We start from the raw sequence: 24,992 nt of genomic DNA, 5'->3' as shown, positions 1-24,992 counted from the left end.
AAGGGCCTGGCGATGACCGCGCGCGACATCCTCCTCATCGTCGACGACAGCCCGGAAGCGCTCGGCTTTCTCACCGATGCGCTGGAGCAATCCGGCTATTCCGTCCTGATCGCCACCTCCGGCCAGGCGGCGCTGAACGTGGTCGACCGGATCACGCCCGACATGGTGCTGATGGATGCGGTGATGCCGGGCATGGACGGCTTCGAAACCTGCCGGCGGCTGAAGGCGCATGGTGCGGCTGCGGCGGTGCCGGTGATCTTCATGACCGGGCTGACGGAAACCGAGCATGTGGTGCGCGCGCTGGACTCGGGCGGGGTCGATTATCTGACCAAGCCGATCAACATCGACGAGTTGCGGGCCCGCATCCGCGTGCATCTGGCGAACGCGCGCTCGGCCCGCTCCGCCCAGGTGGCGCTGGACGCCACAGGCCGGCACCTGCTTGCCGTCGGCCGCGATGGCGGCCTGCGCTGGTCCACGCCGCAGGCGACGCGGCTGGTGGAGACAGCGCTCGGCCCGGAGGCAGGCTTCCCGCTGCTTGCAGCCACCATCGACCGCTTCATGCAGCAGCGTGCGAACGAGACGGCAGGAGAGAGCGGCGCGGCCGAGGGCCGCCGGAGCGAGCCGCCAGCGCCTCTGGTCATTGAAGCGGAGGGCAAGGGCGTGCTGCAGCTGGCCTTTCTCGGCGCGATCGGCCCGGACGAATACCTCTTCCGCCTCACCGCGCTGCGCGAGACCAGCGACGAAGACACGCTGCGCGCCACCTTCCAGCTGACGGTGCGCGAATCCGAAGTCCTGCTCTGGATCGCCCGCGGCAAGGCCAACCGCGACATCGCCGACATCCTCGGCCTCTCCGCCCGCACGGTGAACAAGCATCTAGAGACGATCTACGTCAAACTGGGCGTGGAGAACCGGGCCTCTGCGGCGGTAAAGGCGGCGGATGTGTTGCGGCAGGGGTGAGCGGTTCTAGCGACCTTAGATAGCCGGCTCCACGAGGATCGAATGAGCCGCCGAGAGACTTGCCAATATGACGTCCGATTGCGACCAGGTCCGCGATGGCGGCATCGGTCAGAACGACCTTCACGCACCACCGCTTCGATCATCGGAAAGACCGACCGCGGCGCGGATTCTCTCGAATGCTTCGCTGAGCTCCGTGACACGCCCGGCCGCGGGATCGGCCATGCCTCGCTCCAAGGCGGCATTCAACGTCCTCAGCTTCTCGTCCCGCTCCGACGAGCAGGACGAGGCCGCCCGTGTCATGCTGCGGCTGGTGGGAGCATGACCCCAAACGCAAAGAGCCCAGCACAAGGCCGGGCTCCGCGAGATCGGTTTGCCCCTGAGGGCGCTAGCCGGTCTTACATCTGCTGGAAGTAGCTGTACTTGCCGTCTTCGCCCTTCTTCCACTCGTACATGACGTAGCCGGGAAGCTTGGGGTCGCCCTTTTCGTCGAAGGCGAGGTCGCCGAGAACGGTCTTGAACGGACCCTTTTCCTTCAGCGTCTTGCCAACGGCTTCGGCGTCGTCGGCCGAGCCCTGGGCCTTGATGCCTTCGGCGATGACCTGGACGGCTGCGTAGGAGTAGAGCGTATAGGCTTCCGGGTTGAAGCCGGCGGCCTTGAACTTCTCGACCAGCTCCTTGTTTTCCGGGCGGAGCGTCGGGTCCGGGCCGAAGGTGTTGAGCGTGCCTTCGACGGCGTCGCCGGCGATGGAGGCAAGTTCGTTCGAGACGATGCCGTCACCCGAAACGAGGGTTGCCTTCAGGCCCTGGTCCTTCGCCTGGCGGATGATCAGGCCGGCTTCGGTGTGCAGACCGCCCCAATAGATGATCGAGACGCCGGCTTCCTTCATCTTGGCGACGAGGGCCGAGAAGTCCTTGTCGCCGACATTGACGGCTTCGCGAACGACTTCGGTGACGCCGGCAGCGTTCATCGCCTTCTTGGTTTCTTCGGCAAGACCCTGACCATAGGGGGTCTTGTCGTCGATGATGGCGATCTTGCTGTCCTTGAACTTCTCGGCGAGATACTTGCCGGCAACGCCGCCCTGCTGGTCGTCACGGCCGCAGGTGCGGAAGGTGTTCCACATGCCGCGCTCGGTGAAGACCGGGTTCGTTGCGGCCGGCGTCACTTCGAGAATGCCGTTTTCGGCATAGACTTCGGAGGCCGGGATGGAGACGCCCGAGTTGAAGTGACCGACGACATACTTCACGCCATCGGCAACGAACTTGTTGGCGACCGAGATGCCCTGCTTCGGGTCGGAGACGTCGTCGCCGAGCACGATCTTGATCTGCTCGCCATTGATGCCGCCGGCGGCATTGATGTCGGCAGCGGCCTGTTCGGCGCCCTTCTGCAGCTGTGCGCCAAAGGCGGCGTTCGGGCCGGTCAGCGGGCCGCCGACGCCGATGACGATGTCAGCCCAGGCGGTGCCGCCAAAGGCCACCATCGCGGTCAGCGCAACGGCGGAGAGAAGAGACTTCTTCATGAATTTACTCCCGATCTAGAGGTGAGATTGTGTCTGACCGGTCGCAACACCCACCATGATTGCGCCGGTGTCTTTTTATCCGGCGGAAGCCCGCCGGTGTTCCCTTCATTTTGCCTTCCAGCTGAAAGGCGAGGCTTTTTCGTAGAGCCAGTAGTAGCTCGTGGTCATCTGCCGGGTTCGGTAGAACCGGAAGCCGGCGGTAGAAAACAACAAAAGAATGATCGTGTCCACGATGTAGTAGTGGAGGCTGAACATGGTGCCGCCGAACAGCGCATGATGGACGAAGCGGATGGCGACCCCGAGCAGCAGCGTGTAGACGACCACGGTCGTATAGGTCTGCCAGCCATCGGCAACGCTCTTGCCGGTGCGCCAGGCGGTCCAGCCGCCGATGATGCAGGTGATCAGCAGAAACTGCAGGATCGAGGGTTCTTCGTGGAGAATGCCTTGCATCTCTCTCATCCTTCTCGCGAGGCGCGTGCCGGCTGGGCGCTCAAGGGCAGGCAGGTGCTCAATGGTGGCCGCCTTCGAGATAGGCGGAGCGGACTTCCGGATTGGCAAGCAGCTCCTTGCCGCCGCCGCTCATCGTCACCTGGCCGTTGACCATGACATAGCCGCGATGGGAAAGCTTGAGCGCCGCAAAGGCGTTCTGCTCCACCAGGAACACGGTCAGACCCTCGGTTTCGTTGAGCTTGCGGATTGCCTCGAAGATGCCCTTGACGATCAAGGGCGCGAGGCCGAGCGAAGGCTCGTCGAGCAGGAGCAGCTTCGGCCGGGCCATCAGCGCCCGCCCGATCGACAGCATCTGCTGCTCGCCGCCCGAAAGCGTGCCGCCGCGCTGGGACTGGCGCTCCTTCAGGCGCGGGAAGAGCGTGAAGATCTTCTCGACGTCCTCGTTGAAATATTTGAGGTTGTCGAGGCTGGCGCCCATCTGCAGGTTTTCATAGACCGTCATGCGCGGGAAGATGCGGCGGCCTTCCGGCGACTGCGCGATCCGCAGCCGGGCGATCTCGTGGGTGGGCATGCGGGTGATGTCGCGCCCTTCGAAGATCACCGAGCCGGCGCGCGCTTGCGGGCTGCCGCAGATCGTCATCATCAGCGTCGACTTGCCGGCGCCGTTCGCACCGATCAGGCAGACGATCTCGCCGCGATTGACCTCGACATCGACGCCGCCCAGCGCGCGGATATTGCCGTAATAGGTTTCGACACCCTTGACCTGGAGAAGCGCGCTCATTTCGCACCTCCCTCTTCACCGGTCACTTCGGCGGCAACCTCTTCCACTTCGGCGATCACGTCTTCGACCTCATCGTCCTCGACACCCAGATAGGCCGCGATGACCTTCGGGTCGTTCTTCACGAAGTCCGGCGTTCCATCCGAGATCTTCTGTCCATATTCCAGCACCACGACATGGTCGGAGATTTCCATGACCACCGACATGTCATGCTCGATCAGCAGGAGCGAGGTGCCGCTGTCGGCGCGGATGCCGCGCAAAAGGGTGTTCAGAGCCAGGGATTCGCGCGGATTGAGACCGGCGGCCGGCTCGTCCAGGCAGAGAAGCTCCGGACCCGTGCACATGGCCCGCGCGATCTCCAGCCGGCGCTGAGCGCCATAGGGCAGATCGCCGGCCGGATCGTCGGCGCGGTCAAGCAACGACGCCTTGTCCAGCCAGTATTTGGCAAGCTCGATCGAGTCCTTCGACGCGCGCCGATAGGCCGGGAAGCCGAGCAGGCCGAGGAAGGTATAGCCCGAGGCGCGCATCAGGGCATTGTGCTGCGCGACCAGGAGGTTTTCGAGCACCGTCAGGCCGGTGAAGAGGCGGATGTTCTGGAAGGTACGGGCGACCTTCGCCTGCTTGGTGATCTCGAAATCCGGCAGGCGCTCCAGAAGGAACTCCTTGCCGCCCTTCTGGCGCATGGTGATCATGCCCATGGTCGGCTTGTAGAAGCCGGTGATGCAGTTGAACACCGTCGTCTTTCCGGCGCCGTTCGGACCGATCAGGGCGGTGATCTCGCCGCGATAGGCTTCGAAGGAGAAGTCGTTGATCGCCATTAGGCCGCCGAAACGCATCGACAGATGTTCGACCTTGAGGATCGGGTCTTTGGTCATGGGAGATCCCGCAGTTGCCGTCGTCGCCAAAGCCATCAGCCGTGCCCTTCCTTGGTGAAGCTGCCGGAGACGCTCTTGCGCTCATGGAGGAAGGCCGTCGGTTCACGCGAACCGACAAAGCCGCGCGGCTTGAGCACCATGACCACGACCATGGCCAGGCCGAAGATCAGCATGCGGAACAGTTCGGGCGTAAAATCCGGGCCGAAGACCGCCTTGAGGAAGGAGAGCTCGCGCAGGATTTCCGTGCCGCCGACCATGACCACGGCTGCGACCGCGATGCCCATCAGCGAGCCCATGCCGCCGAGAACGACGATGGCCAGGATGACCGCCGATTCCAGGAAGACGAAGCTTTCCGGCGAGACGAAGCCCTGACGGGCAGCGAAGAAGGAGCCGGCGAAGCCGCCGAACATGGCACCGGTGGCAAAGGCGGTCAGCTTGGTGGTCACCGTGTTGATGCCGAGCGAGCGGCAGGCGATCTCGTCTTCGCGCAGCGCCTCCCAGGCCCGGCCGATCGGCATGCGGCGCAGGCGGATGGTGACGTAAGCCGTCAGCAGTGCCAGGCCGAGGATCAGGTAGAAGAGGAAGATCTTGTAATAGGCCGAGGACGACGACAGGCCGAACGCCTTGGAGAAGCTGGTCGGCGAGGAGGCATCGAAGGTGTAGAGACCGAACAGCGTTGCCTTGGCGATGCCCGAGACACCGAAGGTGCCCTTGGTCACGTCCGTCCAGTTGATCAGCACGAGACGGATGATTTCCCCGAAGGCCAGCGTGACGATGGCCAGATAATCGCCTCTCAGACGCAGGACCGGGAAGCCGAGCACCATGCCCCACAGCGCGGCCAGCACGCCGGCGATCGGCAGAAGAACCCAGAAGGACAGGCCGAGATAGGTGGAGAGCAGCGCATAGGAATAGGCGCCAACGGCGTAGAAGGCGACATAGCCGAGATCGAGCAGGCCGGCGAGACCGACGACGATGTTCAGCCCCCAGGCCAGCATGACGTAGATCAGGATCTGTACGCCGAAATTATCGACCCACTTCAGCGAGCCCTGCACGCCGACAAGCGCGAGGATGACCGGCGGATAGAGGATCAGAGCGACGATCGCGATGCGCGACAGGTTGCGCTTGAAAAAGGACGGCTTGACCTCCGTCGGCGTGGCGCGGGCACTCTTCTCCGCCTTGCGGGCCTTGGACCAGGGCTGGACATAGGCGACGACGAAGAAGCGACCAACGGCGGCGACGATGACGAAGATGGCGAGCAGGCCCCAGCGCTGGGTGAGGATCAGCTCGTTGCTGATGTTCTGCTCGCTCTTCAGGCCGACGAAGAGGATGAAGAGACCGAGCGAGATGAGGCCGGCATAAACGGCTTCGCGCAGCGCCAGAGCGATACGGTCGCCGCTCGCGGTCGAGGCGGTGGTGGGAACGGAAGCCATGATCAAACCTTCTCGACTTCGGGACGTCCGAGAATGCCGGACGGCTTGAAGATCAGCACGATGGCAAGGATCGAGAACGTCGCCACATCCTTGTAGTCGATGGTGAAGTAGGCCGACCAGAGGCTCTCGATCAGGCCGATGAGCAAGCCGCCCAGCACCGCGCCCGGCAGGGAGCCGATGCCGCCGAGAACGGCTGCGGTGAAGGCCTTCACGCCCGGAACGAAGCCGTCGTTGAAGGACACGACCCCGTAATACATCAGATACATCGTGCCGGCGACGGCGGCGAGCGCGGCGCCCATGATGAAGGTCACCGAGATCGTGCGGTCAACGTCGATGCCGAGCAGCGCGGCCATCTTGCGGTCCTGCTCCGTGGCGCGCTGGGCGCGGCCGAGCGGCGTCTTGTGGACGATGTACCAGAAGGTGGTCAGCAGAACGGCGGTGATGACGATGATCAGGATCTGCTTCAGCGAAACCGAGATGCCGAACACGTTGTAGACGGTGGAGACCATCGGCGGGATCGGCTTGTTGCGCGGGCCCTGCGTGACCTGGATGAAGTTCGACAGCGCGATCGACATGCCGATCGCCGTGATCAGCGGCGCCAGACGGAAGGATCCGCGCAGCGGACGGTAGGCGATCCGCTCGATCGTCCAGTTCCAGAGACTGGCCACCAGCATGGCGGCGACCATCATCAGGACCAGCATGACGACGATCGGCAGACCGGCGAACAGGCTCGTCAGAAGTAGAAAGACGAGCAGCGCCGCGAAACCGCCCAACATGAAAATATCGCCATGGGCGAAGTTGATCATGCCGATGATGCCGTAGACCATCGTGTACCCGATGGCGATCATTCCATAGATAGATCCGAGAGTCAGCCCGTTGACGAGCTGCTGGACGAAGTACTCCATCAAACTTCCCCTGCGCTGGACTGCCACCGTTCCAGCTTGTTGTTGCCGGCCTTTTGGTCAGCCGCCATTTGCGGCGATTCCATACCGTTTTGGGTCGAAAAGAAAAGCACAAAAAAGGGGCAGCCAACAGTTTCTTTAGCCATTGGATAAATCGTGACCAAACTGATTTCATCCTGCGCAGAACGAGACCATCTTCGGCTAAGAGTTGTGCAATCAGGCCGCGCGCCGTCGCCCATCCCCCGTTCCGCAGGCACTTCGAGAGCGCTGGAACCAACGAATTGTGACGGATGGTCACAGGGTTTGGGATGACGCGGCATCGGCGGTTCGGCTAGACTGCGGGCTTGAGGGCGCAGTGACGATGAGGCGACCGCGCGGGGGGCGGACAGGCGTAATGCTCGATGTTTTGGAGAAAGCCGCCGTGGAGGCCGGGCGGGTGATCCTGGCGATCTACGAGACCGGGCTGGAGGTCCGCCACAAGGCGGATTGCTCGCCGGTGACCGATGCCGACGAGGCGGCCGAACGCATCATCCTTCGCCATTTAAGTGACGCCTTTCCACAGATCCCGGTTGTGGCCGAGGAAGCGGCCTCGGCCGGCGCAGTGCCGGATATTGACGGCCGCGCCTTCTTTCTCGTCGATCCGCTGGACGGCACGCGCGAATTCATCGGCCGCCATCACGACTTCACCGTCAACATCGCGCTGATCGAGGAAGGCCGGCCGGTGACCGGCGTCGTCTATGCCCCGGCGCTCGGCATTCTCTACAGCGGCGATGGTGCCGCGGCCCGCAAGTCGGTCGTGTCCGGTGGCGTGGAGATCAGCCCGCCGGTGCTGATCGGTTGTCGCATGCGCGGCGATCGTCTCGTCGCGTTGGCCAGCCGCTCGCACAACAATGTCGAGACGGTCAGCTATCTGAGTGAGCACGGGATTACGGATTACGAGGCCGTCGGGTCATCGCTGAAATTCTGCCTGCTGGCCGAGGGCCTGGCCGACCTTTACCCGCGCTTCAGCCGCACGATGGAATGGGACACGGCGGCGGGTGACGCCGTTCTGCGCGCGGCGGGTGGCGAAACGCTGACCATGGACGGGAGGCCGCTGCGCTACGGCAAGCGGAACCAGAGGAGCGATGTCGATTTCGCCAATCCTTCCTTCGTTTCGCGCGGGCGCGCCTGACGGGGCCCATCGCCGGGCATGGCCGAAGGAAGAAAACCTGTCGGTTCAAGCCTCACGCGCCCCAGGCTCCCCGGTGCCCCCTCCCCGCGCAAACTGGCGGCTTTCCGACGGAGGGCGCCATGAGCGACACGACTGCCAATCTGGAGATGCCATATATCCTGCCTTCGCAGGCGCAGAAGCATGTCACGCATAATGAGGCGCTGCAGCGGCTGGATGCCGTAACGCAGCTGGTGATTACGGACCGTCGCAGTGCGCCGCCTGCAAGCCCTGCCGAGGGGAGCTGTTATGCCGTTGCCGCCTCCCCCACCGGCGAGTGGTCCGGCAAGGCCGGCGCGATTGCCATGCGCCAGGATGGCGCCTGGCTGTTCATCACCCCGCGCCGCGGCTGGTTTGCCTTCTTTCTCGACACGCAGGATCTTCAGGTCCATACCGGCAGCGCCTGGGCACGGTATGATGCCCTGTCCGGTATCGAGCGGCTGGGAATCAATGCGACGGCGTCGGGCGGGAACCGCCTGGTCGTTGCCGGAGAGGCGAGCCTGCTGACCCATGACGGGCACGGCCATAGGCTGACCTTGAACAAGGCCGCGCCGGGAGAAACGGCAAGCCTTCTCTTCCAGAGCAACTGGTCCGGCCGCGCCGAACTGGGCCTTGCCGGCACGGACGAGTTCGGCGTGAAGATCAGTCCCAACGGCTCGGACTGGCTGACGGCCCTCTCCATCGGCGCAGGCGGCCAGGTTCGCACGCCGCTCAGGCCCTATGCGCGCGCCACCCGCGCCGGCGGCTCGCAATCTCCGGTCAGCAACAGCCTGATCGGCTTTTCCTCTCTGACGCTGGCCAATGGCGGGGTTTCGCTCGGAACAGCGCTGCCGGGCGGCGGGCAGCCGCTGGTCGTTCCCGTCGCCGGTCTCTATCTTGTCCTGCTGAAGGTCGAGGCTGATCCGGCCGGCGCTTTCGCCGCCGCGGTTCAGGTCAACGGCACAACAACGATCGCCTCGATCCGATCTGCCGACGGTGGACCGCCCCTGCAGAGCTACAGCGCCTTCAGCCTGGCCCTGCTCCAAGCCAGTGACAGCCTCGCCATCCGCCATACCGGCATCGCCACGATCGATAACGGACCGGACAAAACGGAGCTGGCGGTGGCGATGCTCTAAGAAAAAACGGTGAGGGGAGAACCCTGTGCTGCGGAAAGCCGTGCCGGCTTCAGGAGGCGGCGACGGATTGCAGAAGTTGGCCCATGGACACTTCGTTGAACGGCTTGGTGATGCGCGGGCGATCCCTAAGCTCGGCGGGAAACACCGCGCTTTCTCCATAGCCGGTCACGAAGCCGAACGGCGTCATGCGCGCGGTCAGGAGATCGGCGAAATCGAAGCTCGTTTCATTGCCGAGATTGACATCGAGCAGCGCGAAATCGAAGGCCTGCTCATCGAGAAGACCGCGTGCCTGAGCGGCGTTGGTGGCGATATCGACATGCTCCACGCCCAGCGTGCGCAGGATATCCTCCGCCTCCATGGCGATGATAAAATTGTCTTCAAGCACAAGCACCCGTTTGATCGGGAACGACGTTTCCAAATCGGGCACCGGTCTCTTTTCCTGTTGCATGCGCAAGCCACGACACCCCGTTGATTCGTAGCTTTCGAAGCCGCCTTATAGGGTTTCACCCCCGCCAGCACATTTAAATAAGACACAGCGATCGATTGGCCAGGTCAAGTGTTTAATGAGGAATGTTCGTAAGCGCTCTCTGGCGAGATCACGGTAATGATATCCACCGATTTCTCTGGAACTTCCCCCCGCGCACGCGCATTGTGTGAGCACGCAATCTGGGAGGATCGCATGACCGTCAATGACATTGAACGCCTGGAAAACGCGGCCCGCAGCGTCTTCGGCCACGAGGATACGGACGGCAGCGATCGCAGCGAGACAACGCAGTCAAGAGCGCCGTCGCTCTTTGCCCGCATGCTCGACTACCTGCAGAAGCGCGGCCCCGCGGCCCCGGCTGCTGTTTCGTAAGCCGCTGCCAGATTCGGTCAGATGAACGGACGGCGGATGGGCTCGAGCCCTTCCCAGCCGGAAAGACGGCGCAGTCCTTCCTCGTCCAGAATATCGCATCCGCGATCGGCCCACCGGATCAGGCTGCGCTCGGCCAGCTTCTTCAAGGTCTTGTTCGTATGGACGATCGAAAGACCGAGCGTATCGGCGATATGCTGCTGCGTGATCGGGATCGAGACGCGCTCGTCGCGGAACAGGTTGGAATAGGACGCGCGCTGGCAGAGGAAGGACAAGAGATAGGCCGCCCGCTCCAGCGCGGTGCGTCGGCCGATGCTCAACAGATGCTCGTCTAGAATCCGTTCCTCCTGCGACGCGATCCAGGTCACGTCGAAGGCGAGTTCGGGGTGGCTGCGATAGATCTGGCCAAGCCGCTCCCTGTCGAAGACGCAGAGGGTCAGCGCCGAAAGCGCCTCGACCGAATGCTGCATTTCCCCCATCAGGCTGCCCTGCAGACCGACGAGATCCCCCGGCATGATGTAGTTCAGGATCTGCCGGCGGCCGTCGCCCAGCATCTTGTAGCGAAAACCCCAGCCGGCCAGAACAGTAAAAAGATGCGCCGAGCGGGAGCCTTCGGCCAGAACCGTCCCGCCGGGCTCGACCAGCAGTTCGCCCTGCTTGAAATCGGACACGAAAGCCAGCTCGGACGGCTCGAACTCCCGGAAGGTCGGAAGGCTGCGCAGGGGACATTGCTCGCACGGCGTCCGCCGGCTGGTTCGGGTCTTCGGGACGTTCATTCAAAACTCAGGGGTCACGAGCACAGCGCTTGAAATCGGGGAGGCAGCGCCGCCCGGTTCCTGACGCACGGGCGCAGAGGTTAGCATGGACTTGCGCTGCTCCCTTATCTAGTTTTGACCTCAGCACTATTAAATTTGCTAATCCATCCCGAAATATCGCAAGGGCGCAGAAAAACCCTGCCCGCAGACAAGACCGGACCCGCCTTATGACCCATCCCGCCCTCGTCCCCGATGCCGTTGCGATTGTGACCGGCGGCGCCTCCGGCATCGGCCTTGCCGCAGCCGAGCGCTTTGCCGGCCTCGGCCTGAAGCTGGTCATCGCCGATCAGCCGGGCGACCGTCTCTCCGAAGCCGCCGCCCGGCTTGCTGCTCTTTCCCCGCTCGGCGCGGACAGCATCATGGCCGCGGCCTGCGACGTGTCCGACATGGAGGCGCTGGAAAGCCTGCAGGAGGATGTGCTGGCGCGATTCGGCAAGGTGAACGTGCTGATGAACAATGCCGGCATCCAGCCGGGCAGCGCGCTGTTCGGCCCGCTCGAAAACTGGGAGCGGGTCATGGCCGTCAACCTCGGCGGCGTGATCAATGGCAGCCGGATCTTCGGACCCGGCATGATCGCCCATGGCGAGCCCGGCCTCATCATCAACACCGGCTCCAAGCAGGGCATCACCACGCCGCCCGGCGACCCGGCCTATAATGTCGCCAAGGCCGGCGTGAAGGCGTTTACCGAGGCGCTTCAGCATGAGCTGCGCTCGACCCCCGGCTGCCGTATCTCCGCCCATCTGCTCATTCCTGGCTTCGTCTATACCGGGCTGACCGCGAACGGCCGGACCGAAAAGCCGGAGGCCGCCTGGACGGCGGAACAGACTGCGGATTTCATGCTAACGAGCCTGGAGCGCGGCGATTTCTACATCCTGTGCCCGGACAATGACGTGCCGCGCGAACTCGACGAGAAGCGCATCCTCTGGGCAGCCGGCGATATCGTGGAGAACCGGCCGCCGCTGTCCCGCTGGCATCCGGACTATGCCCAACCGTTCAAGACCTATCTCCAGGCCGATCGCCCGCGGCAGCCGCGCTGATGCAAGGCGGCCTCCACCATCTCACGCTGATCACCCGCAAGGTGCAGGCGAATGTCGATTTCTATGCCGGCTTCCTGGGGCTGCGCCTGGTCAAGCGCAGCGCCGGCTTCGAGGATTCGGCGCAGTTGCATCTCTTCTACGGAGACCGGCTCGGCTCCCCCGGCTCGCTCGTGTCCTTCCTCGTCTGGGAGGATGGGGCGCCGGGCCGTGTCGGGGAAGGCCAGGCTGGCGAGATCGCCTTCGCGATCCGCCCGGAGGCGATCGGCCATTGGCTGACGCGCGCTCTGCGCTTCCACGTGCAGGCAACCGGCCCGACGCAGGAGTTCGGCGAGCCGGTGCTGCGGCTGAAGGATCCGGACGGGGTCATCGTCAAGCTGGTCGGCACGCAGGCCCTTTCCGCGACGGCGCCCCATGCCGTGGCCGACATCGCGCCCGAGGATGCGATCCAGCGGCTGCGCGCCGCCACGATCTTCACCGAGACGCCGGAGGAAACAGCGGGCTTCATCACCCGCCATCTCGGTTTTGTTGAAGGCGCGCGCGAGGGAAACGTGCGGCGGCTTGTTGCCCCGGTCGGGGATGCGATCGACGTGCGCGATGCCGCCGGCTTCTGGAAGGCCGCGCCCGGCACAGGGACCGTCGACCATATTGCCGTCCGCGCAGCCTCGCGCGAAGCGGTTCTGGCCTTGAAGGAACGGCTGCAGGCCGAAAAGGCCGGGCCGACACCCGCCCATGACCGGCGCTATTTCTTCTCCCTCTATGTCCGCGAGCCGGGCCGCACCCTCTTGGAGGTCGCGACCGACGCGCCGGGCTTCACCGTCGACGAGCCGGAGGAGCGCCTTGGGCAGACGCTGTTCCTGCCGGGCAAGAGCGAGGCGGAGCGGCAGGATGCAGCCGTTGTGCTGCCGCAGTTCGGCCTGCCGGGCGAGGAGCGAATCGTCGCTCGCGACCTTCCCTTCATTCACCGCCTGCACCGGCCCGAGCATGAGGATGGCCGCACCCTGGTGCTGCTGCATGGCAGCGGCGCCAACGAACTGAGCCTGCTGCCGCTCGGCCGGCGCGTGGACGAGCAGGCGCTGCTGCTGGCGCTGCGGGGCCGCAGCCTGGAGGAAGGGATCCCCCGCTTCTACCGCCGTCTTACACCCTACACCTTCGACCAGGCCGATATCCGCGCCGAATCGGAGGCCTTCGTCGCCTTCCTGGAAGGCGCCGAGCAGGCCTATGGCATCGACCCCGGCCGAACCACCTTCATCGGCTACTCGAACGGTGCGAACCTGATTGCGGCAACGCTCTTCCTGCATCCAGGCCTCATCCGCCGGGCAGCCCTGCTGCGCAGCATGAACCCGCTCGACAGCGTGCCGCAGGCGGCGCTCGCGGGAACGGATGTCCTGCTTCTGCAGGGCCAGTCCGACCCCTATCGCAACTATGCCCCGGCACTGGAAACTGCCTTGCGCCAGGCAAAGGCATCCGTGACTGCCGTCACGCTGAAGGCCGGGCATCTCCTGACCGCGGGCGACGCCCCGGCGGTCAAGACCTGGCTTGAAGGGCTGGATCCGGCAGATTGAGGTGCGCGAGCCGAGGACAGGTCGTCGCCTTGGCTTTGCCTGCCCGTCTCATGCGGGAACGGGCTTAGCCCTTGGTCCTCTCCCGCACATAGTCCACAAAGGCCGCGACGAAGGTGGCGAGGCGGGCCTTGGCCTCCTCGTCGATCATCTGCCCATCCGCATCGAAGGCGGCGGCGGCCTTTGGGAGCATCAGCCGCTTTCCGGCCCAGAGATCGGATCCGAGCGTGCGGAAGACGGGAAGCCAGGCATTCTGGCTGAGCAGCGTGCCGAAGGGGCCCGGAGAGGCGCCCGCGAGCGCAAAGATCTTGCCGGCAAACACCTTGGTTCCCCCGCTGCCGGAGGAACTGGCCCAGTCGATCGCGTTCTTGAACACGCCTGGCATGGCGTTGTTGTATTCCGGCGTGAAGAGAATGACGCCATCCGCGTTCGCGATGGCGGCGCGTAGTTCACTGACGGGTTCCGGAACGCCGCTGCGCTCCTCGTCGGCATTGTAGAGCGGGATGCCGGCAATCGTCGCCTCGCGGAAGGTGACGCCCTCCGGCGCAAGCGAGAGAGCGGCGCGCAGCAGCGCCGTGTTGTAGGAGCCCTTGCGCAGGCTCCCCGAAATTCCAACCAGCGTCACCATCTGCGCTCCTTCCGTCCGGGCCGTTGTCAATCGGCCCCATCCTGACGGCGCAGGGTCACTTTTGGAAGTCGATCTTGACGCGGGCCACCGGAAAGATCGCCTTCCACACCGTAGCCGTATTGGTCATGCTGCGACCATCCGGGGCGAAGACCAGCGTGTCGTAGAAGCGGTAGATCGATTGTTTCGGGCCTGGATCGAGATCCACCAGATAGGTGAACCGGGCCGTGTTGCCCTTCACATGCACGGTCGTGTCGCCGATCACATCTTCCCGCGTGCCGCGATAGGTGGTTGGGCCCGTGCGGGTGAAGCGCCAGGTCTTGCGTTCGGACTGGCCATCCTTGTAGCGAATATCTTCCCTCAAGGTCAGACCATCCGGACGGACCGTCCCGCGCAGGCGGATGTCGAGATCGCGGCGCAGGCCATTGATGGCGCGGAACGTGCCGCTGGCGGTCGACGTGCCGGCAAAATACCGCTCCATCACGGTCTTTTCATAAGGTTTGACAGGTGGGCGCGCGGTGCCAGACGCCGCGGCCGCAGGCGCGGCAAGCGCCAGCGAGAGGGCAAGGCCAAGGACTGCGGAAGCGTTTCTGTTCATGACGATCTCCCTGTGTGAGATCCTTGTTACGCAGCAGGGTGAGCGCTGGTTTGAAGCCTTGTCCGTTCGTTCGGGTGGGGCGCGGGTCACGCGCCTGTGCGGCCTGCCTCTGACATGCCTGTTTTCAGCGGCATGGCCGACGACGGGTCTGCCGGAGGGGCTGGAAAATGACGCGCGGCAAGGCTACTCCAAGGTCGAACCCGGCTGGCGATGCGTCGGCCAAAGGAGTGACCATGCCGAAATTCAGCCCCCTCGTCTCCGCCCTCACACCGCCGCCGATTCCGGCTGTCGCGGCCTGGGCCAAGATGTACGAGGGTGGCGAAGGACCGCTGATCGACCTCAGCCAGGCTGCCCCCGGCTATCCGCCGCATGCCGACCTGCTCGGCTGGCTTTCCGAAGCGGCGGGTTCGCCACGCTTTGCCGGCTATGGGCCGATCGAGGGCGAACCGGCCTTGCGCAAGGCCTATGCCGAGCATGTGTCGGCGCTCTACGCTGCGCCGCTCTCCAGCCGCAACATTCACATCACCGCCGGCTGCAACCAGGCCTTCATCGCGACCGTTCTGGCCCTGGTAGCACCCGGCCAGACCGTGCTCCTGACCAACCCGCATTATTTCAACCACGAAACCTCGCTCGCCATGCTCGGCATCGAGACGGAGCTTGTGCCCTGCGACGCGGCGGCCGGCTTCCTGCCCGACGTCGAGGCGATCGCGGCCTCCTTGCATCGCGATGTCCGCGCGCTGGCCCTGGTTTCGCCGAACAACCCGACCGGCGCGGTCTATCCCAAGGCGCTGCTTACCGAAATCGGCGCGCTCTGCCGGGACAAGGGCATCTGGCTGATCCTCGACGAGACCTATCGCGACTTCCTGGCCGACGAAAGCGCGCCGCACGATCTCTTCGCCGAGGAGAACTGGCAAAACTTTCTCGTCAGCCTCTACAGCTTCTCGAAATCCTACTGCATTCCCGGCCATCGGCTGGGTGCGATTACCGGTGGCGTTCCATTGATCCAGCAGGTGGCGAAGGTCATGGACAATCTGCAGATCTGCGCACCGCGCCCGGCGCAGATCGCTGTCGCCAAGGCGATCCCGGCGCTCGCCGACTGGCGCAACGCCAATCGCCGCGAGATCGTTAAGCGCGCGGACGCGCTGAGGAAAGCCTTCTCGAGCCTTGCCGCGTGGGACATCAAGGCCATGGGCGCCTATTTCGCCTATGTCCGCCATCCCTATCCGGATATCAGTGCCGAGTTCGTTGCCGGGAAGCTCGCCGCGCTGGCGGGCGTCGTGTCGCTTCCGGGCGAATTCTTCGGAGAGGCGCAGGAGCCCTATCTCCGCCTGGCCTTTGCCAATGCCGACAGCGCGACGATCGGCCTCCTGACCGAGCGGCTGGGTCGCTTCGAACTGCCGGGCATTTAAGGGTCTCGCGCCGAAACGGGATCGGTTCGGCGATCCGGTGATCGCCATGGACGCTCTCGACGCCGGGCTTTCGCCTCAGATCGCGCCGCAGACGCAGGCGGCAACGAAGCCGAAGGCGGAGACCAGGGCCACGACGCGGGCACAGGCCGGCAGGGTCACGCTTGACAGTGTCTTGCGGTCGGCGGCATGGAGAGGGGCAGGCGTGGAAAAGGTGACGGTCTTCATCAGCGGATCTCCTCCATCGGTTCGTATCAACGGACGTTGTGGCCGCCAGTTCCGCTGCAGGATTCTTTATTTCCCAGTGATTTACTAGAGAACATTTTTCTTCGTTTCCGGGGGTAAAGAAAAATCCGTTCGCGCCGTTTTTCGCATGCGGATTTGGTCGTGAAAGACTGACTTTGCCCGTCGATGGTCTATATAATTGGCCCTGCGCCTCTTCGCGCGAGGATCTTCATCACCCATGACGCCCAGCATCGACAGCCCAGCTCCTCTCTCCGCGCGTGCGGCGGATCTGCTCGTGACGACGCGGTGGGAGGAGACGACACTCGGCCCTTACGACGCCTGGCCGGAAACGCTCAAAGCCACCGCGCGCATGATTCTGGCTTCGCCGGTACCGATGGTGCTGCTTTGCGGAAGGGACGGCGTGCTCGTCTACAATGACGGCTATGCCGCCATTGCCGGCGGCCGGCACCCTGGCTGCTACGGGCAGCCGGTCGCCCGCGCCTGGCCGGAGGTTGCCGACTTCAACGATGCGGTGATCACCGCCGTTCTTTCCGGCGAAACGCGCTCCTTTACCCGTCAGCCGATGGTCCTGCATCGCAATGGTGCGCCGGAGGATGTCTGGTTCGATCTCGATTACAGCCCCGTTGCTGCGCAGACCGGCGAGGTTCTGGCCGTCTTCGCCGTGGTGGTGGAGGTGACGACGGTGGTGAAGGCGGAAGCGGCGCTGGCCCGCAACCGCGAGAAGCTGGCGCTGGCGCTGCAGGCCTCGGGCATCGTCGGCACCTGGGACTGGGACGTGCTTTCCGACAAGGTGTTTTCCGACGAAAAGTTCGCGTCGCTTTACGGCGTCGATCCGGGGGCAGCCGCAGAGGGCGCGCCGATTGCCGCCTTCATCGCCGCCGTCCATCCCGATGACGGTGAGCCGCTCGCCGAAGCCATGGACCATGCCATGCGCACCGGCGATGCCTTTTCCCAGGAATACCGGCTGATCCAGCCGGACGGGTCCGTGCGCTGGGTGCTGGCCGAGGGACGGCCGCTGCTGGTTGACGGGCGCTGCGTGCGCTTTCCGGGCGTTGCGGTGGACATCACCGTGCAGAAGGAGGCGGGCGAGGCCCATGCGCGTGCGGAGGCCGGCTTCCGAACGCTGGCCGACGCCATGCCGCAAATGGTCTGGTCTACCCGACCGGACGGCTTCCATGATTACTACAATGCCCGCTGGTACGAGTTCACCGGCATGCCGTCCGGCTCCACCGACGGCGAGGCCTGGAACGGCATGTTTCATCCGGAAGACCAGGAGCGGGCCTGGGCGGCCTGGCGCGCGAGCCTTTCGACCGGTGAACCCTACCAGATCGAGTATCGGCTGCGCCATCACAGCGGCACCTATCGCTGGGTTCTCGGCCGCGCTCTGCCGATCCGCGATGCAAACGGCGCGATCGTCCGCTGGTATGGCACCTGCACCGATATCCACGATGCGAAGATGGTGCAGGCCGAGCGGGAGGTCGTGGCCCATGAGCTCAGCCACCGGATCAAGAACATCTTCTCGGTTTTGAGCGGCATCATCAGCCTGTCCGCCCGCGCCCAGCCGGCGGCGCGCGCCTTTGCCGACGAATTGCGCCGGCGGATCGATGCCATGGGCCGGGCCCATGATTTCATCCGCCCGCACAGCGACGCGTCACGCCAGAGCACCGGCGAGACGACCTTCTTCGGCCTCGCCCAGCGGCTGCTCGAACCCTATACGGGCGAACACGGCTCGGACGCGATCCGGATGGAGGGCGACAATGCGCCGATCGCCGATTCCGCCGCCACCCCGCTGGCTCTCATCCTCCACGAATTCGGCACCAATGCCGCCAAATATGGCGCGCTGTCGGGAGCAGGCGGCCATGTGCGGCTGATCGGGCGAATCGACCAGGATGTCTATCATCTCGTCTGGAAGGAAGAGGCGCCTGAGGCCCTGGTCGCAGCTCCGTTGAAGGAAGGCTTCGGCTCGCGGCTGATCTCGATCAGCACCGAAGGCCAGCTCGGCGGCACCATCGCCAAGAGCTGGGAACCGGACGGCCTGCGCGCCGACATCCGCCTCCCCCTCGCCGCCCTCGCCCGCAGCGGCCGTTTGGGGCGGCCGGGGGTGCAGGTGTAACCGTTTGAAAGCTGGAAGATCGCGTGTCTCGGCGCGCGCCGCCTTAGAACGTCCGCAGGCGCCGGGGGGCGATGCCGTCTTGGGTCATGCGGTGGGCGACGGTGAAGCGGACGGCGTCCTTCAGCTCGTCTTCGGCAACCGGCTTCGGAAGCACGCCCAGCGTGCCGGGAACGCCGTCGCCGAGCTGGGAGGGGTTGGCGGTCATGTAGAGGACGGTGAGGCCGTGCTGGGCAGCGAGCCGGCGGCCGATCTCGCGGCCGGTCGCGCCATCCTTCAGGTTCAGATCGACAAGGGCGATGTCGGCATGGGGGGCAAGGGTGAAGGCCGACGCGGTGTCGGCGGCGATGCCGACCGGCTGGTGGCCAAGCTCTTCAACGATGTATTCGATCTCGGTGGCCACGAAGATCTCGTCTTCCACCACCATAATTCTACAACTCATCACCAAACGTCCGACTTTTCAGGAGCCTTGCCAGCACGATGCCGGAAAGCGCTTTCAAACCTATCTGCGGCAAGCCCACTGACCCCTCTTTCCCGTCTCTCACCCCGCTCGCCGTCGGCAATCGGATGAGAGGAAGGTCCGTCGCAACGCCAGCCCTATGAAATGGTTCCGCAGAGAAATGAACATTCTGTCGCCAGATGCGCAAATGCTCAGGAATTCGCTGCTGTTCGCCGCGATTTGGTTAAGGCGGATTTTTCGCAAGCCTGTCTTTTTGGCTTTGCCTATGATGTAAGGCGAACAACCCGCATGAAGAGGACGAAGGCTTGGTGACGCCGCTTCTGACCCGATGGCGCCGGGAACGGCGCAAGCTGCGCAACCGCCTGGCGCGGCGCTTCTTCGCCACGCGCTATGGCCGCGAATTGCTGGTCCAGTGCATCAGCCCCAAGGTGCTGAGCATGACCGCCGATTGCGGCGACCATGTCATGACCTTCTCGCCGCACGATTATATCGGCCGCAAGATCTACCGGAAGGGCCAGTTCGAGCGCGACCATGTCGACCGCCTGATCGCCGTGCTGGCCAGGGAAGGCCTGCTGCCGACCGAAGGAACGCTGCTCGAGATCGGCGCCAATATCGGCACGCAGAGCCTTTATTTCGCGTTGAGCGGCCACTTCAAGCGCGTCGTCAGCATCGAGCCGGATCCGCGCAATGCCGACCTCCTGGAGCGCAATATTGTCGATAACGGGCTTACCGGCCGGATCCTGCCCGTACGCTGCGCGGCGGGCGAGAGCGAAGGGACGATCGACTTCTTCCAGCACCGCGACAACCATGGCAAGAGCAGCGCCCTGCCGGCCTCCGCCCAGGGCATCAAGCCCGACCGGCAGACGCGCATCACGGTGCCGGTGCGCCCGGTCGGCGCCATCCTCGCCGATCTCGCGATCGCGCCGCAGGAGATCGATCTGATCTGGATGGACATCGAGGGCTATGAGCCGGTGGCCGTGCGCGCCATGCAGCCGCTGCTCGACCGACGCACCCCCTTCTATCTCGAATTCTCGCCGGTCTTCTACGGCGTTGAGGGCACCCGCAGCTTTGCGGCCACACTCGCCCGCGCCTATGAGCGCTGCATCCTGTTTCACGAGGACCGGCTGGAGCCGATGCGGGTGAGCGAGCTGCCGCTCGACCTGCCGCAGTTCGACCTGCTCCTGCTGCCCTGAGGCGGGCAGTGCCCGCTTATGTGCGCCGGTAAAGGAAATAGCGGTCGGGATCGACGCCGTCCGGCACCGGCAGCGGCTTGAGCTCGGGGTGGTCGAGCGGCAGGCCGCTTGCGGCGATGCCGCCGGATGCAAGGGCCGCGGCGAGCGCACCCGGCAGCCAGCTCTTGGTCCGCTCGTCGACGTCCCTGTAGGCCGTGCCGATATCGGCATGGGCGAAGGCCGCGGCAGAGCCGGCAAAGCGCGGCAGGGTTTCGGCGATCTCGCCCAGCACAAGGTCCTCCGGCGCCGGGGTGGAGGCCGGATGCGAGCCGACCGCGCGATCGAAGGCAATGATCCGGCGTCCGGTGAATGTTTCGCGCAGATGGTCGTAGGTGCGGCCATTGCCAAGCCCGACTTCCAGCACGGCTCCTTCAACCGGAATGTCGAGATCCTCGCGCACATGGTCGAGAATGATGCGCTGGGCGAGGACGCGGGCGATGAAGCTGTCGAGGCGGCTCATGAGGGTCGGCGTTTCCTGAAGTAAGAACGAAACATCCCTCCATCTAGCGCGCCGGTGCCGGTGCGAACAGCGGCCCTTTCTCAAACATGCGTGTCCGCTGCGCCTGACGGATCGCCGGGCCGAACGGTTCGTGCTAAAGCTCAAACCATGCCGGCTCCAAGCTCCGATCCGTTCTTCCGCACGCTGCCGCTCTTCACCGCCTTCGAGGGCGTTGCGGAAGCGGAAAACTACCGTGCGCTACCGCAGGACTGGTGGCTCGCCACGGCCGATATCGTGGATTCGACCGGGGCGATTGCCGAGGGGCGCTACAAATCGGTCAACATGGCCGGCGCGAGCGTCATTTCGGCGGTCTTGAATGCGGTCGGCGATTACGAGATCCCCTTCGTCTTTTCCGGCGACGGCGCCATGCTGGCCTTGCCGCCCTCCGGCCTTGCCGCAGCGCGCGCGGCGCTGGCGGCCGTGCAGACCCATGTCGAGGCCACGCTCGGCCTTGATCTGCGCGCGGCCCTCATTCCCGTTGCCGATGTGCGGGAGGCAGGGTTCGATGTGCGCATCGCCCGGTTCCGCGCCAGCAGCGAGGTCTCCTACGCCATGTTCACCGGCGGCGGCGGCGCCTGGGCGGAGGCCCAGATGAAGGCCGGCCTCTACCGGGTTCCGCGCGCCGCACAGGGCACCACGCCCGACCTGACCGGTCTTTCCTGCCGCTGGAGCCCGATCCAGGCGCGCCATGGCGCCGTCGTCTCCATCATCGCCGTGCCGGTCGCGGGCGTGGACCCTCAGGCCTTCCAGGCTTTGATCGGCGACATCATCGCGCTGGCTGCACAGGAGGATCGCGGTGGCCATCCGATTCCGGTCGACGGGCCGCCGATGACCCTGTCCGTCAAGGGGCTGAACATCGAGGGGCGGATCGCGCCGCAGGGCAAGCGCATCCGGCAGCGGGCGAGCGCCTATCTGCAGGCGGGGCTCACCATCCTTCTCTCCGCCACGCAGACGACGCTTGGCCGCTTCGATCCGCGCCGCTACCGGCAGGATATCGCCAACAATTCCGATTTCCGCAAATTCGACGACGGGCTGAAGATGACGATTGATGTCGACGCCGCCCGGCGCGCCGCAATCGAGGCCCGGCTGGAGGCCGCGGCGGAAGCGGGCATCTGCCGCTACGGCCTGCATGTGCAGGATGCGGCGCTGATGACCTGTATCGTGCCGACAGCGCTTGCCCGGGACCACATGCACTTCATCGACGGTGCGGATGGCGGCTATGCCCGTGCCGCCAGCCTGTTGAAAGCCGAGCGGCCTGCCGCGCTCACGCCTTGACGATCAAGCCGCCGGTGATGGCGCGCCGGGCCATGGCATTGCGTGTGTCCAGCACCAGCGGCACGGCGTGGGCGAGCACGGCATAATCGACATCGTCATGGTCGGTGGCGATCAGCACGGCATCGAAGCCAGCCAGCATCTCCACCGTCAGCGGCACCGAGCGCCGGCCTTTGAGCGCCATATATTCCCGGGTGCGCGGGATTTCCGGCACATGCGGGTCGTGGAAACTGGCCTGCCCACCCCGCTCCTCGATCAGCTCGATGAGCTTCAAGGACGGGCTTTCGCGGATATCCGGCACGTTCTTCTTGTAGGCGAGGCCGACCACGAGGATGCGCGACCGGCTCAGCGCCTTGCCGCAATGGATATCCAGTGCTTCGGCGAGCCGGGCCACCACGTGGCGCGGCATGGCCGAGTTGATCTCCCCTGCCAGCTCGATGAAACGGGTCGGCAGCTCGAACTCGCGCGACTTCCAGGTGAGGTAGAAAGGGTCGATCGGGATGCAGTGACCGCCGAGCCCGGGGCCGGGATAGAAGGGCATGTAGCCGAACGGCTTGGTCTTGGCAGCGTCGATCACCTCCCAGACATCGATGCCCATCGCGTCGAACACCACCTTCAGCTCGTTGACGAGGGCGATGTTGACGGCGCGGAAGACATTTTCGGTCAGCTTCACCGCCTCGGCCGTGGCGGTGGAGGAGACTGGCACCACCCGTTCGACGACGGCCCCATAGAAGGCAGCCGCGGCCGCGCCGGCCGCCTCATCCTCGCCGGCGACGATCTTCGGGATGCTGGCGGTGCGGAAATCGCGGTTGCCCGGGTCCTCGCGTTCCGGCGAAAAGGCCAGGAAGAGATCGCGCCCTGAAACCAGCCCGCCCTCCTCCAGGATCGGCCGCATCACCTCATGCGTCGTGCCGGGATAGGTGGTCGATTCCAGCACCACGAGCCGGCCGGGCTTCAGCCGGGTGACGATCTCGCGGCAGGTGCGGACGATATAGGTGAGGTCCGGATCCCGATGCTTGGTCAATGGCGTCGGCACGCAGATGACGATGATCTCCACCTCGCCGAGCCGGTTGAAATCGCAGGTGGCGGCAAACCGTCCGGCATCGCGCTCGCCGACGAGCTCAGCATCGCCGACTGCCTCGATATAGGAAGTCCCGGCCGCCACCGCTTCGATCTTGGCGGGATCGATGTCGAAACCCAGCACGGAAAAGCCGCTGCGTGCGACTGTGATGGCGAGCGGCAGGCCGACATAGCCGAGCCCGATGACGCCCACCCGGGCGCTTCGCTCGGCGATCGCCGCCATCAGCGCGGCATGGCTTTCGCCGGCGACAGCAGGGGAAGAAGATGGTTTGGTCCGGGTCACAGCGAGCCTCGCATGGTCGGGCGGCGGCGCTGCGCGCCTCTCGTCAAAAACCGCTTTCCTTCGGCTGATGCGAGCTTGGCGCGGCTCTGTCAAGCGGGCCGAGCATTGCGACAGGTGCGGTAGAATGGGCCCTCATCTTTTCTTGCGTTCAATTCTGGTTTCCCTTCCGGCGCCATCCTATATCGTCGTGACGTTGCGCCGCGGCCGCGCTGTCGCGCAACGTGCCGGAGCCGGCGCCCGGGCAGGGCGCACCCTCCGGAGCCGGGAGGCGGGGCAACAAGGGCGCAGATCATGAAACATCCATCTCTTCCGGCCGCGGGAAGCCGCGTCTCCTCGCACTTGCTGGACCGCGTCTCGCTCTGGCTGAAACAGGCCGCCTTGAGCGACGAGCCACTGGAGACCATCGTCACCGGTTTTTGCGAACGCCTGGCGGCGTCCGGCCTGCCTTTGGCGCGCGTGCATTTGAGCTTCGCCATGCTGCATCCGCTCTATGATGCGCTGGGCTTCACCTGGCTGCGCGGCAAGGGCGTGACGGTGGAGGGATTCCGCGCCGACGAGAGCGAGGGCAACACGGACCGTTTCCTGCGCAGCCCGTACTACTACCTGCTCAGCAACAATCTCGAACATCTGCGCCGCCGGATCGACCCCAGCCAGCCCGCCGAGTTCCCGATCTTCGAGGATCTGAAGGCCGACGGGATTACCGACTACATCGCCTTCATGCAGCCCTTCGGTGGCGCCTCCGGGCAGGGCATGGTCGGCTCCTGGGCGACCGACCTGCCGGAAGGGTTCAGCGACGAGGTGATCGAGGCGCTGCTGCGGGTGCAAAGCAGCCTCGCTGTCGCGGCCAAGATGGCCGTGCTCGGCAAGCTGGCCGACAATATGCTGACCACCTATCTCGGCGGCAATGCCGGCAAGCGCGTCCTGTCCGGCCAGATCCGCCGCGGCGACGGCGAGACGATCCGCGCCATGCTCGTCATGGCCGACATGCGCAATTCGACCATGCTGGCCGAGAAGGAAGGCCGGCAGGCCTATATCGACACGCTCAACCACTTCTTCGATGCGATCGCCGTGCCCTTCAACCGCAATGGCGGCGAAATCCTGAGCTTCATGGGCGATGGTTTCCTGGCCGTCTTCCCCTGCGGGCGGCACCGCGAGCCCTCTCAGGTGGCGGCCATGTCGGCAATGGCCGCCGTCCGCCAGGCGGTGGCCCGCATGGACGAGCTGAACGGGGAGCGGGCCGGCAAGCAACTGGGTCCCATCGGCTACGGCATCGGACTGCATGTCGGCAATGTCATGTTCGGCAATGTCGGCTTGCGCGACCGACTGACCTTTTCCGCCTTCGGCGCCGCGGTGAACGAGGTGCAGCGTCTGCAGGAGCTGACGAAGAAGCACGACACACCGGTGGTGGCGAGCCAGGCCTTCTCCACCTATGCCGGCGGCGAATGGACGACGCTCGGCGACGAGCGCCTGCGCGGCGTGCGCCAGAAGGTGACGATCCTGACCCCGCATGCCGCCCAGCTGAAGCTCGGCAATGCCGAAGCGCTGCGCCACCGGGCGCTCGAGAAACGTTCGGAGGCCGAGCAGGTCATGCTGCTCTACCGCAACAACAGCCAGCGCCCCCGCGACCTCTGGAACAAACTGTTGCAGTAACGGTTTTTTGACCGCGCGACGGTCAGTTCAAAAATC

General features: G+C 64.9%; 25 protein-coding genes and 2 pseudogenes. 12 read left to right on the top strand and 15 right to left on the bottom strand.

Features of this window, described 5'->3' with window-relative positions:
• Positions 1–12 precede the first annotated feature (12 nt).
• Both U8330_RS22410 and U8330_RS22405 read left to right on the top strand, forming a co-directional pair.
• Positions 13–508: pseudogene (locus U8330_RS22410) on the top strand (response regulator); the annotation flags it as partial.
• Positions 509–657: 149 nt separating this feature from the next.
• Positions 658–957 (top strand): annotated as a pseudogene (locus tag U8330_RS22405) (helix-turn-helix domain-containing protein); the annotation flags it as partial.
• A 395-nt stretch (positions 958–1,352) separates the two neighbouring features.
• Here the strand turns inward: U8330_RS22405 and U8330_RS04495 are convergent.
• The 7 genes from U8330_RS04495 to U8330_RS04465 form a co-directional block, all read right to left on the bottom strand.
• Positions 1,353–2,474 carry a branched-chain amino acid ABC transporter substrate-binding protein gene (locus U8330_RS04495; protein ID WP_323103939.1) on the bottom strand — a complete coding sequence of 374 codons (1,122 nt, stop codon included), beginning with the start codon at positions 2,472–2,474 and terminating at the stop codon, positions 1,353–1,355.
• Positions 2,475–2,579: 105 nt separating this feature from the next.
• Positions 2,580–2,924 (bottom strand): DUF6867 family protein, encoded by a 345-nt coding sequence (locus tag U8330_RS04490; RefSeq protein WP_323103938.1) that lies wholly within the window; start codon positions 2,922–2,924, stop codon positions 2,580–2,582.
• Between the two features lie 58 nt (positions 2,925–2,982).
• A complete protein-coding gene (locus tag U8330_RS04485) occupies positions 2,983–3,705 on the bottom strand; it encodes an ABC transporter ATP-binding protein (RefSeq protein WP_323103937.1) in 723 nt (240 codons plus the stop codon).
• On the bottom strand, positions 3,702–4,577 hold the full coding sequence (locus U8330_RS04480; RefSeq protein ID WP_416236817.1) for an ABC transporter ATP-binding protein: 876 nt from the start codon (positions 4,575–4,577) through the stop codon (positions 3,702–3,704). The genes U8330_RS04485 and U8330_RS04480 overlap by 4 nt, the downstream gene beginning before the upstream one ends.
• A 35-nt stretch (positions 4,578–4,612) precedes the next feature.
• Positions 4,613–6,007, bottom strand: a complete 1,395-nt coding sequence (gene livM, locus U8330_RS04475; protein WP_323103935.1) for a high-affinity branched-chain amino acid ABC transporter permease LivM — start codon at positions 6,005–6,007, stop codon at positions 4,613–4,615.
• Positions 6,008–6,009: 2 nt separating this feature from the next.
• Positions 6,010–6,912 (bottom strand): branched-chain amino acid ABC transporter permease, encoded by a 903-nt coding sequence (locus tag U8330_RS04470; RefSeq protein WP_323103934.1) that lies wholly within the window; start codon positions 6,910–6,912, stop codon positions 6,010–6,012.
• Positions 6,912–7,073 (bottom strand): hypothetical protein, encoded by a 162-nt coding sequence (locus U8330_RS04465; protein ID WP_323103933.1) that lies wholly within the window; start codon positions 7,071–7,073, stop codon positions 6,912–6,914. Before U8330_RS04465 ends, U8330_RS04470 begins: the two co-directional genes overlap by 1 nt.
• Before the next feature lie 230 nt (positions 7,074–7,303).
• On the opposite strand from U8330_RS04465, the gene cysQ reads away from it, so the two are divergent.
• Positions 7,304–8,080, top strand: a complete 777-nt coding sequence (gene cysQ, locus U8330_RS04460; protein ID WP_323103932.1) for a 3'(2'),5'-bisphosphate nucleotidase CysQ — start codon at positions 7,304–7,306, stop codon at positions 8,078–8,080.
• Between the two features lie 119 nt (positions 8,081–8,199).
• The gene (locus tag U8330_RS04455; RefSeq protein WP_323103931.1) at positions 8,200–9,231 is read left to right on the top strand and encodes a DUF2793 domain-containing protein; all 1,032 of its coding nucleotides are present in this window, start codon (positions 8,200–8,202) and stop codon (positions 9,229–9,231) included.
• 49 nt (positions 9,232–9,280) lie between these two features.
• On the opposite strand, the gene U8330_RS04450 is transcribed toward U8330_RS04455, so the two are convergent.
• Positions 9,281–9,658 carry a response regulator gene (locus U8330_RS04450; protein WP_416236816.1) on the bottom strand — a complete coding sequence of 126 codons (378 nt, stop codon included), beginning with the start codon at positions 9,656–9,658 and terminating at the stop codon, positions 9,281–9,283.
• A gap of 252 nt (positions 9,659–9,910) precedes the next feature.
• Here U8330_RS04450 and U8330_RS04445 point away from each other — a divergent pair, with 252 nt between their 5' ends.
• On the top strand, positions 9,911–10,087 hold the full coding sequence (locus U8330_RS04445) for a hypothetical protein (RefSeq protein WP_323103929.1): 177 nt from the start codon (positions 9,911–9,913) through the stop codon (positions 10,085–10,087).
• 17 nt (positions 10,088–10,104) lie between these two features.
• On the opposite strand, the gene U8330_RS04440 is transcribed toward U8330_RS04445, so the two are convergent.
• Entirely contained in the window at positions 10,105–10,860 is a 756-nt protein-coding gene (locus U8330_RS04440; RefSeq protein ID WP_323103928.1) for a Crp/Fnr family transcriptional regulator, read from the bottom strand.
• Positions 10,861–11,066: 206 nt separating this feature from the next.
• On the opposite strand from U8330_RS04440, the gene U8330_RS04435 reads away from it, so the two are divergent.
• The gene (locus U8330_RS04435) at positions 11,067–11,936 is read left to right on the top strand and encodes an SDR family NAD(P)-dependent oxidoreductase (RefSeq protein WP_323103927.1); all 870 of its coding nucleotides are present in this window, start codon (positions 11,067–11,069) and stop codon (positions 11,934–11,936) included.
• Positions 11,936–13,498, top strand: coding sequence for a VOC family protein (locus U8330_RS04430; RefSeq protein ID WP_323103926.1), 1,563 nt, complete (start codon positions 11,936–11,938; stop codon positions 13,496–13,498). The genes U8330_RS04435 and U8330_RS04430 overlap by 1 nt, the downstream gene beginning before the upstream one ends.
• Before the next feature lie 64 nt (positions 13,499–13,562).
• Here the strand turns inward: U8330_RS04430 and U8330_RS04425 are convergent, their stop codons facing one another.
• Together U8330_RS04425 and U8330_RS04420 are read right to left on the bottom strand one after the other, a co-directional pair.
• Entirely contained in the window at positions 13,563–14,123 is a 561-nt protein-coding gene (locus tag U8330_RS04425; RefSeq protein WP_323103924.1) for an NADPH-dependent FMN reductase, read from the bottom strand.
• A 55-nt stretch (positions 14,124–14,178) separates the two neighbouring features.
• Positions 14,179–14,718 (bottom strand): DUF3833 family protein, encoded by a 540-nt coding sequence (locus U8330_RS04420; RefSeq protein WP_323103923.1) that lies wholly within the window; start codon positions 14,716–14,718, stop codon positions 14,179–14,181.
• Positions 14,719–14,951: 233 nt separating this feature from the next.
• On the opposite strand from U8330_RS04420, the gene U8330_RS04415 reads away from it, so the two are divergent.
• A complete protein-coding gene (locus U8330_RS04415; protein ID WP_323103922.1) occupies positions 14,952–16,127 on the top strand; it encodes an aminotransferase in 1,176 nt (391 codons plus the stop codon).
• Between the two features lie 75 nt (positions 16,128–16,202).
• On the opposite strand, the gene U8330_RS04410 is transcribed toward U8330_RS04415, so the two are convergent.
• Complete coding sequence (locus U8330_RS04410) at positions 16,203–16,352, bottom strand: hypothetical protein (protein ID WP_323103921.1); 150 nt, start codon at positions 16,350–16,352, stop codon at positions 16,203–16,205.
• Positions 16,353–16,587: 235 nt separating this feature from the next.
• On the opposite strand from U8330_RS04410, the gene U8330_RS04405 reads away from it, so the two are divergent.
• Positions 16,588–18,483 carry a sensor histidine kinase gene (locus U8330_RS04405; protein WP_323103920.1) on the top strand — a complete coding sequence of 632 codons (1,896 nt, stop codon included), beginning with the start codon at positions 16,588–16,590 and terminating at the stop codon, positions 18,481–18,483.
• 43 nt (positions 18,484–18,526) lie between these two features.
• On the opposite strand, the gene U8330_RS04400 is transcribed toward U8330_RS04405, so the two are convergent.
• A complete protein-coding gene (locus U8330_RS04400) occupies positions 18,527–18,922 on the bottom strand; it encodes a response regulator (protein WP_323103919.1) in 396 nt (131 codons plus the stop codon).
• Positions 18,923–19,245: 323 nt separating this feature from the next.
• Here U8330_RS04400 and U8330_RS04395 point away from each other — a divergent pair, with 323 nt between their 5' ends.
• A complete protein-coding gene (locus U8330_RS04395; RefSeq protein ID WP_323103917.1) occupies positions 19,246–20,133 on the top strand; it encodes an FkbM family methyltransferase in 888 nt (295 codons plus the stop codon).
• A gap of 16 nt (positions 20,134–20,149) precedes the next feature.
• On the opposite strand, the gene U8330_RS04390 is transcribed toward U8330_RS04395, so the two are convergent.
• The gene (locus tag U8330_RS04390) at positions 20,150–20,632 is read right to left on the bottom strand and encodes a class I SAM-dependent methyltransferase (RefSeq protein ID WP_323103916.1); all 483 of its coding nucleotides are present in this window, start codon (positions 20,630–20,632) and stop codon (positions 20,150–20,152) included.
• A gap of 147 nt (positions 20,633–20,779) precedes the next feature.
• Between U8330_RS04390 and U8330_RS04385 the strand changes: the two genes are divergently transcribed.
• Positions 20,780–21,946 carry a DUF3095 domain-containing protein gene (locus U8330_RS04385; RefSeq protein WP_323103915.1) on the top strand — a complete coding sequence of 389 codons (1,167 nt, stop codon included), beginning with the start codon at positions 20,780–20,782 and terminating at the stop codon, positions 21,944–21,946.
• On the opposite strand, the gene U8330_RS04380 is transcribed toward U8330_RS04385, so the two are convergent.
• On the bottom strand, positions 21,936–23,246 hold the full coding sequence (locus tag U8330_RS04380) for a nucleotide sugar dehydrogenase (RefSeq protein ID WP_323107163.1): 1,311 nt from the start codon (positions 23,244–23,246) through the stop codon (positions 21,936–21,938). The genes U8330_RS04385 and U8330_RS04380 overlap by 11 nt on opposite strands.
• A 351-nt stretch (positions 23,247–23,597) precedes the next feature.
• Here U8330_RS04380 and U8330_RS04375 point away from each other — a divergent pair, with 351 nt between their 5' ends.
• A complete protein-coding gene (locus U8330_RS04375; RefSeq protein WP_323103914.1) occupies positions 23,598–24,956 on the top strand; it encodes an adenylate/guanylate cyclase domain-containing protein in 1,359 nt (452 codons plus the stop codon).
• Positions 24,957–24,992: the final 36 nt, after the last annotated feature.

The sequence above is a fragment of the Rhizobium sp. CC-YZS058 genome (assembly GCF_034720595.1).
Classification (GTDB): Bacteria; Pseudomonadota; Alphaproteobacteria; order Rhizobiales; family Rhizobiaceae; genus Ferranicluibacter.
The sequence above is the reverse complement of the archived record's forward strand: the minus strand, read 5'-3'. Positions and strand labels throughout refer to the sequence as shown.

Coding starts and splice junctions, on each gene's coding strand:
- U8330_RS04470 (WP_323103934.1), bottom strand. CDS start 6,912: ATGGAGTACTTCGTCCAGCAGCTCGTCAACGGGCTGACTCTCGGATCT.
- U8330_RS04455 (WP_323103931.1), top strand. CDS start 8,200: ATGAGCGACACGACTGCCAATCTGGAGATGCCATATATCCTGCCTTCG.
- U8330_RS04375 (WP_323103914.1), top strand. CDS start 23,598: ATGAAACATCCATCTCTTCCGGCCGCGGGAAGCCGCGTCTCCTCGCAC.
- U8330_RS04480 (WP_416236817.1), bottom strand. CDS start 4,577: ATGACCAAAGACCCGATCCTCAAGGTCGAACATCTGTCGATGCGTTTC.
- U8330_RS04385 (WP_323103915.1), top strand. CDS start 20,780: ATGCCGGCTCCAAGCTCCGATCCGTTCTTCCGCACGCTGCCGCTCTTC.
- U8330_RS04435 (WP_323103927.1), top strand. CDS start 11,067: ATGACCCATCCCGCCCTCGTCCCCGATGCCGTTGCGATTGTGACCGGC.
- U8330_RS04445 (WP_323103929.1), top strand. CDS start 9,911: ATGACCGTCAATGACATTGAACGCCTGGAAAACGCGGCCCGCAGCGTC.
- U8330_RS04485 (WP_323103937.1), bottom strand. CDS start 3,705: ATGAGCGCGCTTCTCCAGGTCAAGGGTGTCGAAACCTATTACGGCAAT.
- U8330_RS04420 (WP_323103923.1), bottom strand. CDS start 14,718: ATGAACAGAAACGCTTCCGCAGTCCTTGGCCTTGCCCTCTCGCTGGCG.
- U8330_RS04495 (WP_323103939.1), bottom strand. CDS start 2,474: ATGAAGAAGTCTCTTCTCTCCGCCGTTGCGCTGACCGCGATGGTGGCC.
- U8330_RS04410 (WP_323103921.1), bottom strand. CDS start 16,352: ATGAAGACCGTCACCTTTTCCACGCCTGCCCCTCTCCATGCCGCCGAC.
- U8330_RS04440 (WP_323103928.1), bottom strand. CDS start 10,860: ATGAACGTCCCGAAGACCCGAACCAGCCGGCGGACGCCGTGCGAGCAA.
- U8330_RS04405 (WP_323103920.1), top strand. CDS start 16,588: ATGACGCCCAGCATCGACAGCCCAGCTCCTCTCTCCGCGCGTGCGGCG.
- U8330_RS04490 (WP_323103938.1), bottom strand. CDS start 2,924: ATGCAAGGCATTCTCCACGAAGAACCCTCGATCCTGCAGTTTCTGCTG.
- U8330_RS04400 (WP_323103919.1), bottom strand. CDS start 18,922: ATGAGTTGTAGAATTATGGTGGTGGAAGACGAGATCTTCGTGGCCACC.
- U8330_RS04415 (WP_323103922.1), top strand. CDS start 14,952: ATGCCGAAATTCAGCCCCCTCGTCTCCGCCCTCACACCGCCGCCGATT.
- cysQ (WP_323103932.1), top strand. CDS start 7,304: ATGCTCGATGTTTTGGAGAAAGCCGCCGTGGAGGCCGGGCGGGTGATC.
- livM (WP_323103935.1), bottom strand. CDS start 6,007: ATGGCTTCCGTTCCCACCACCGCCTCGACCGCGAGCGGCGACCGTATC.
- U8330_RS04390 (WP_323103916.1), bottom strand. CDS start 20,632: ATGAGCCGCCTCGACAGCTTCATCGCCCGCGTCCTCGCCCAGCGCATC.
- U8330_RS04430 (WP_323103926.1), top strand. CDS start 11,936: ATGCAAGGCGGCCTCCACCATCTCACGCTGATCACCCGCAAGGTGCAG.
- U8330_RS04425 (WP_323103924.1), bottom strand. CDS start 14,123: ATGGTGACGCTGGTTGGAATTTCGGGGAGCCTGCGCAAGGGCTCCTAC.
- U8330_RS04380 (WP_323107163.1), bottom strand. CDS start 23,246: ATGGCGGCGATCGCCGAGCGAAGCGCCCGGGTGGGCGTCATCGGGCTC.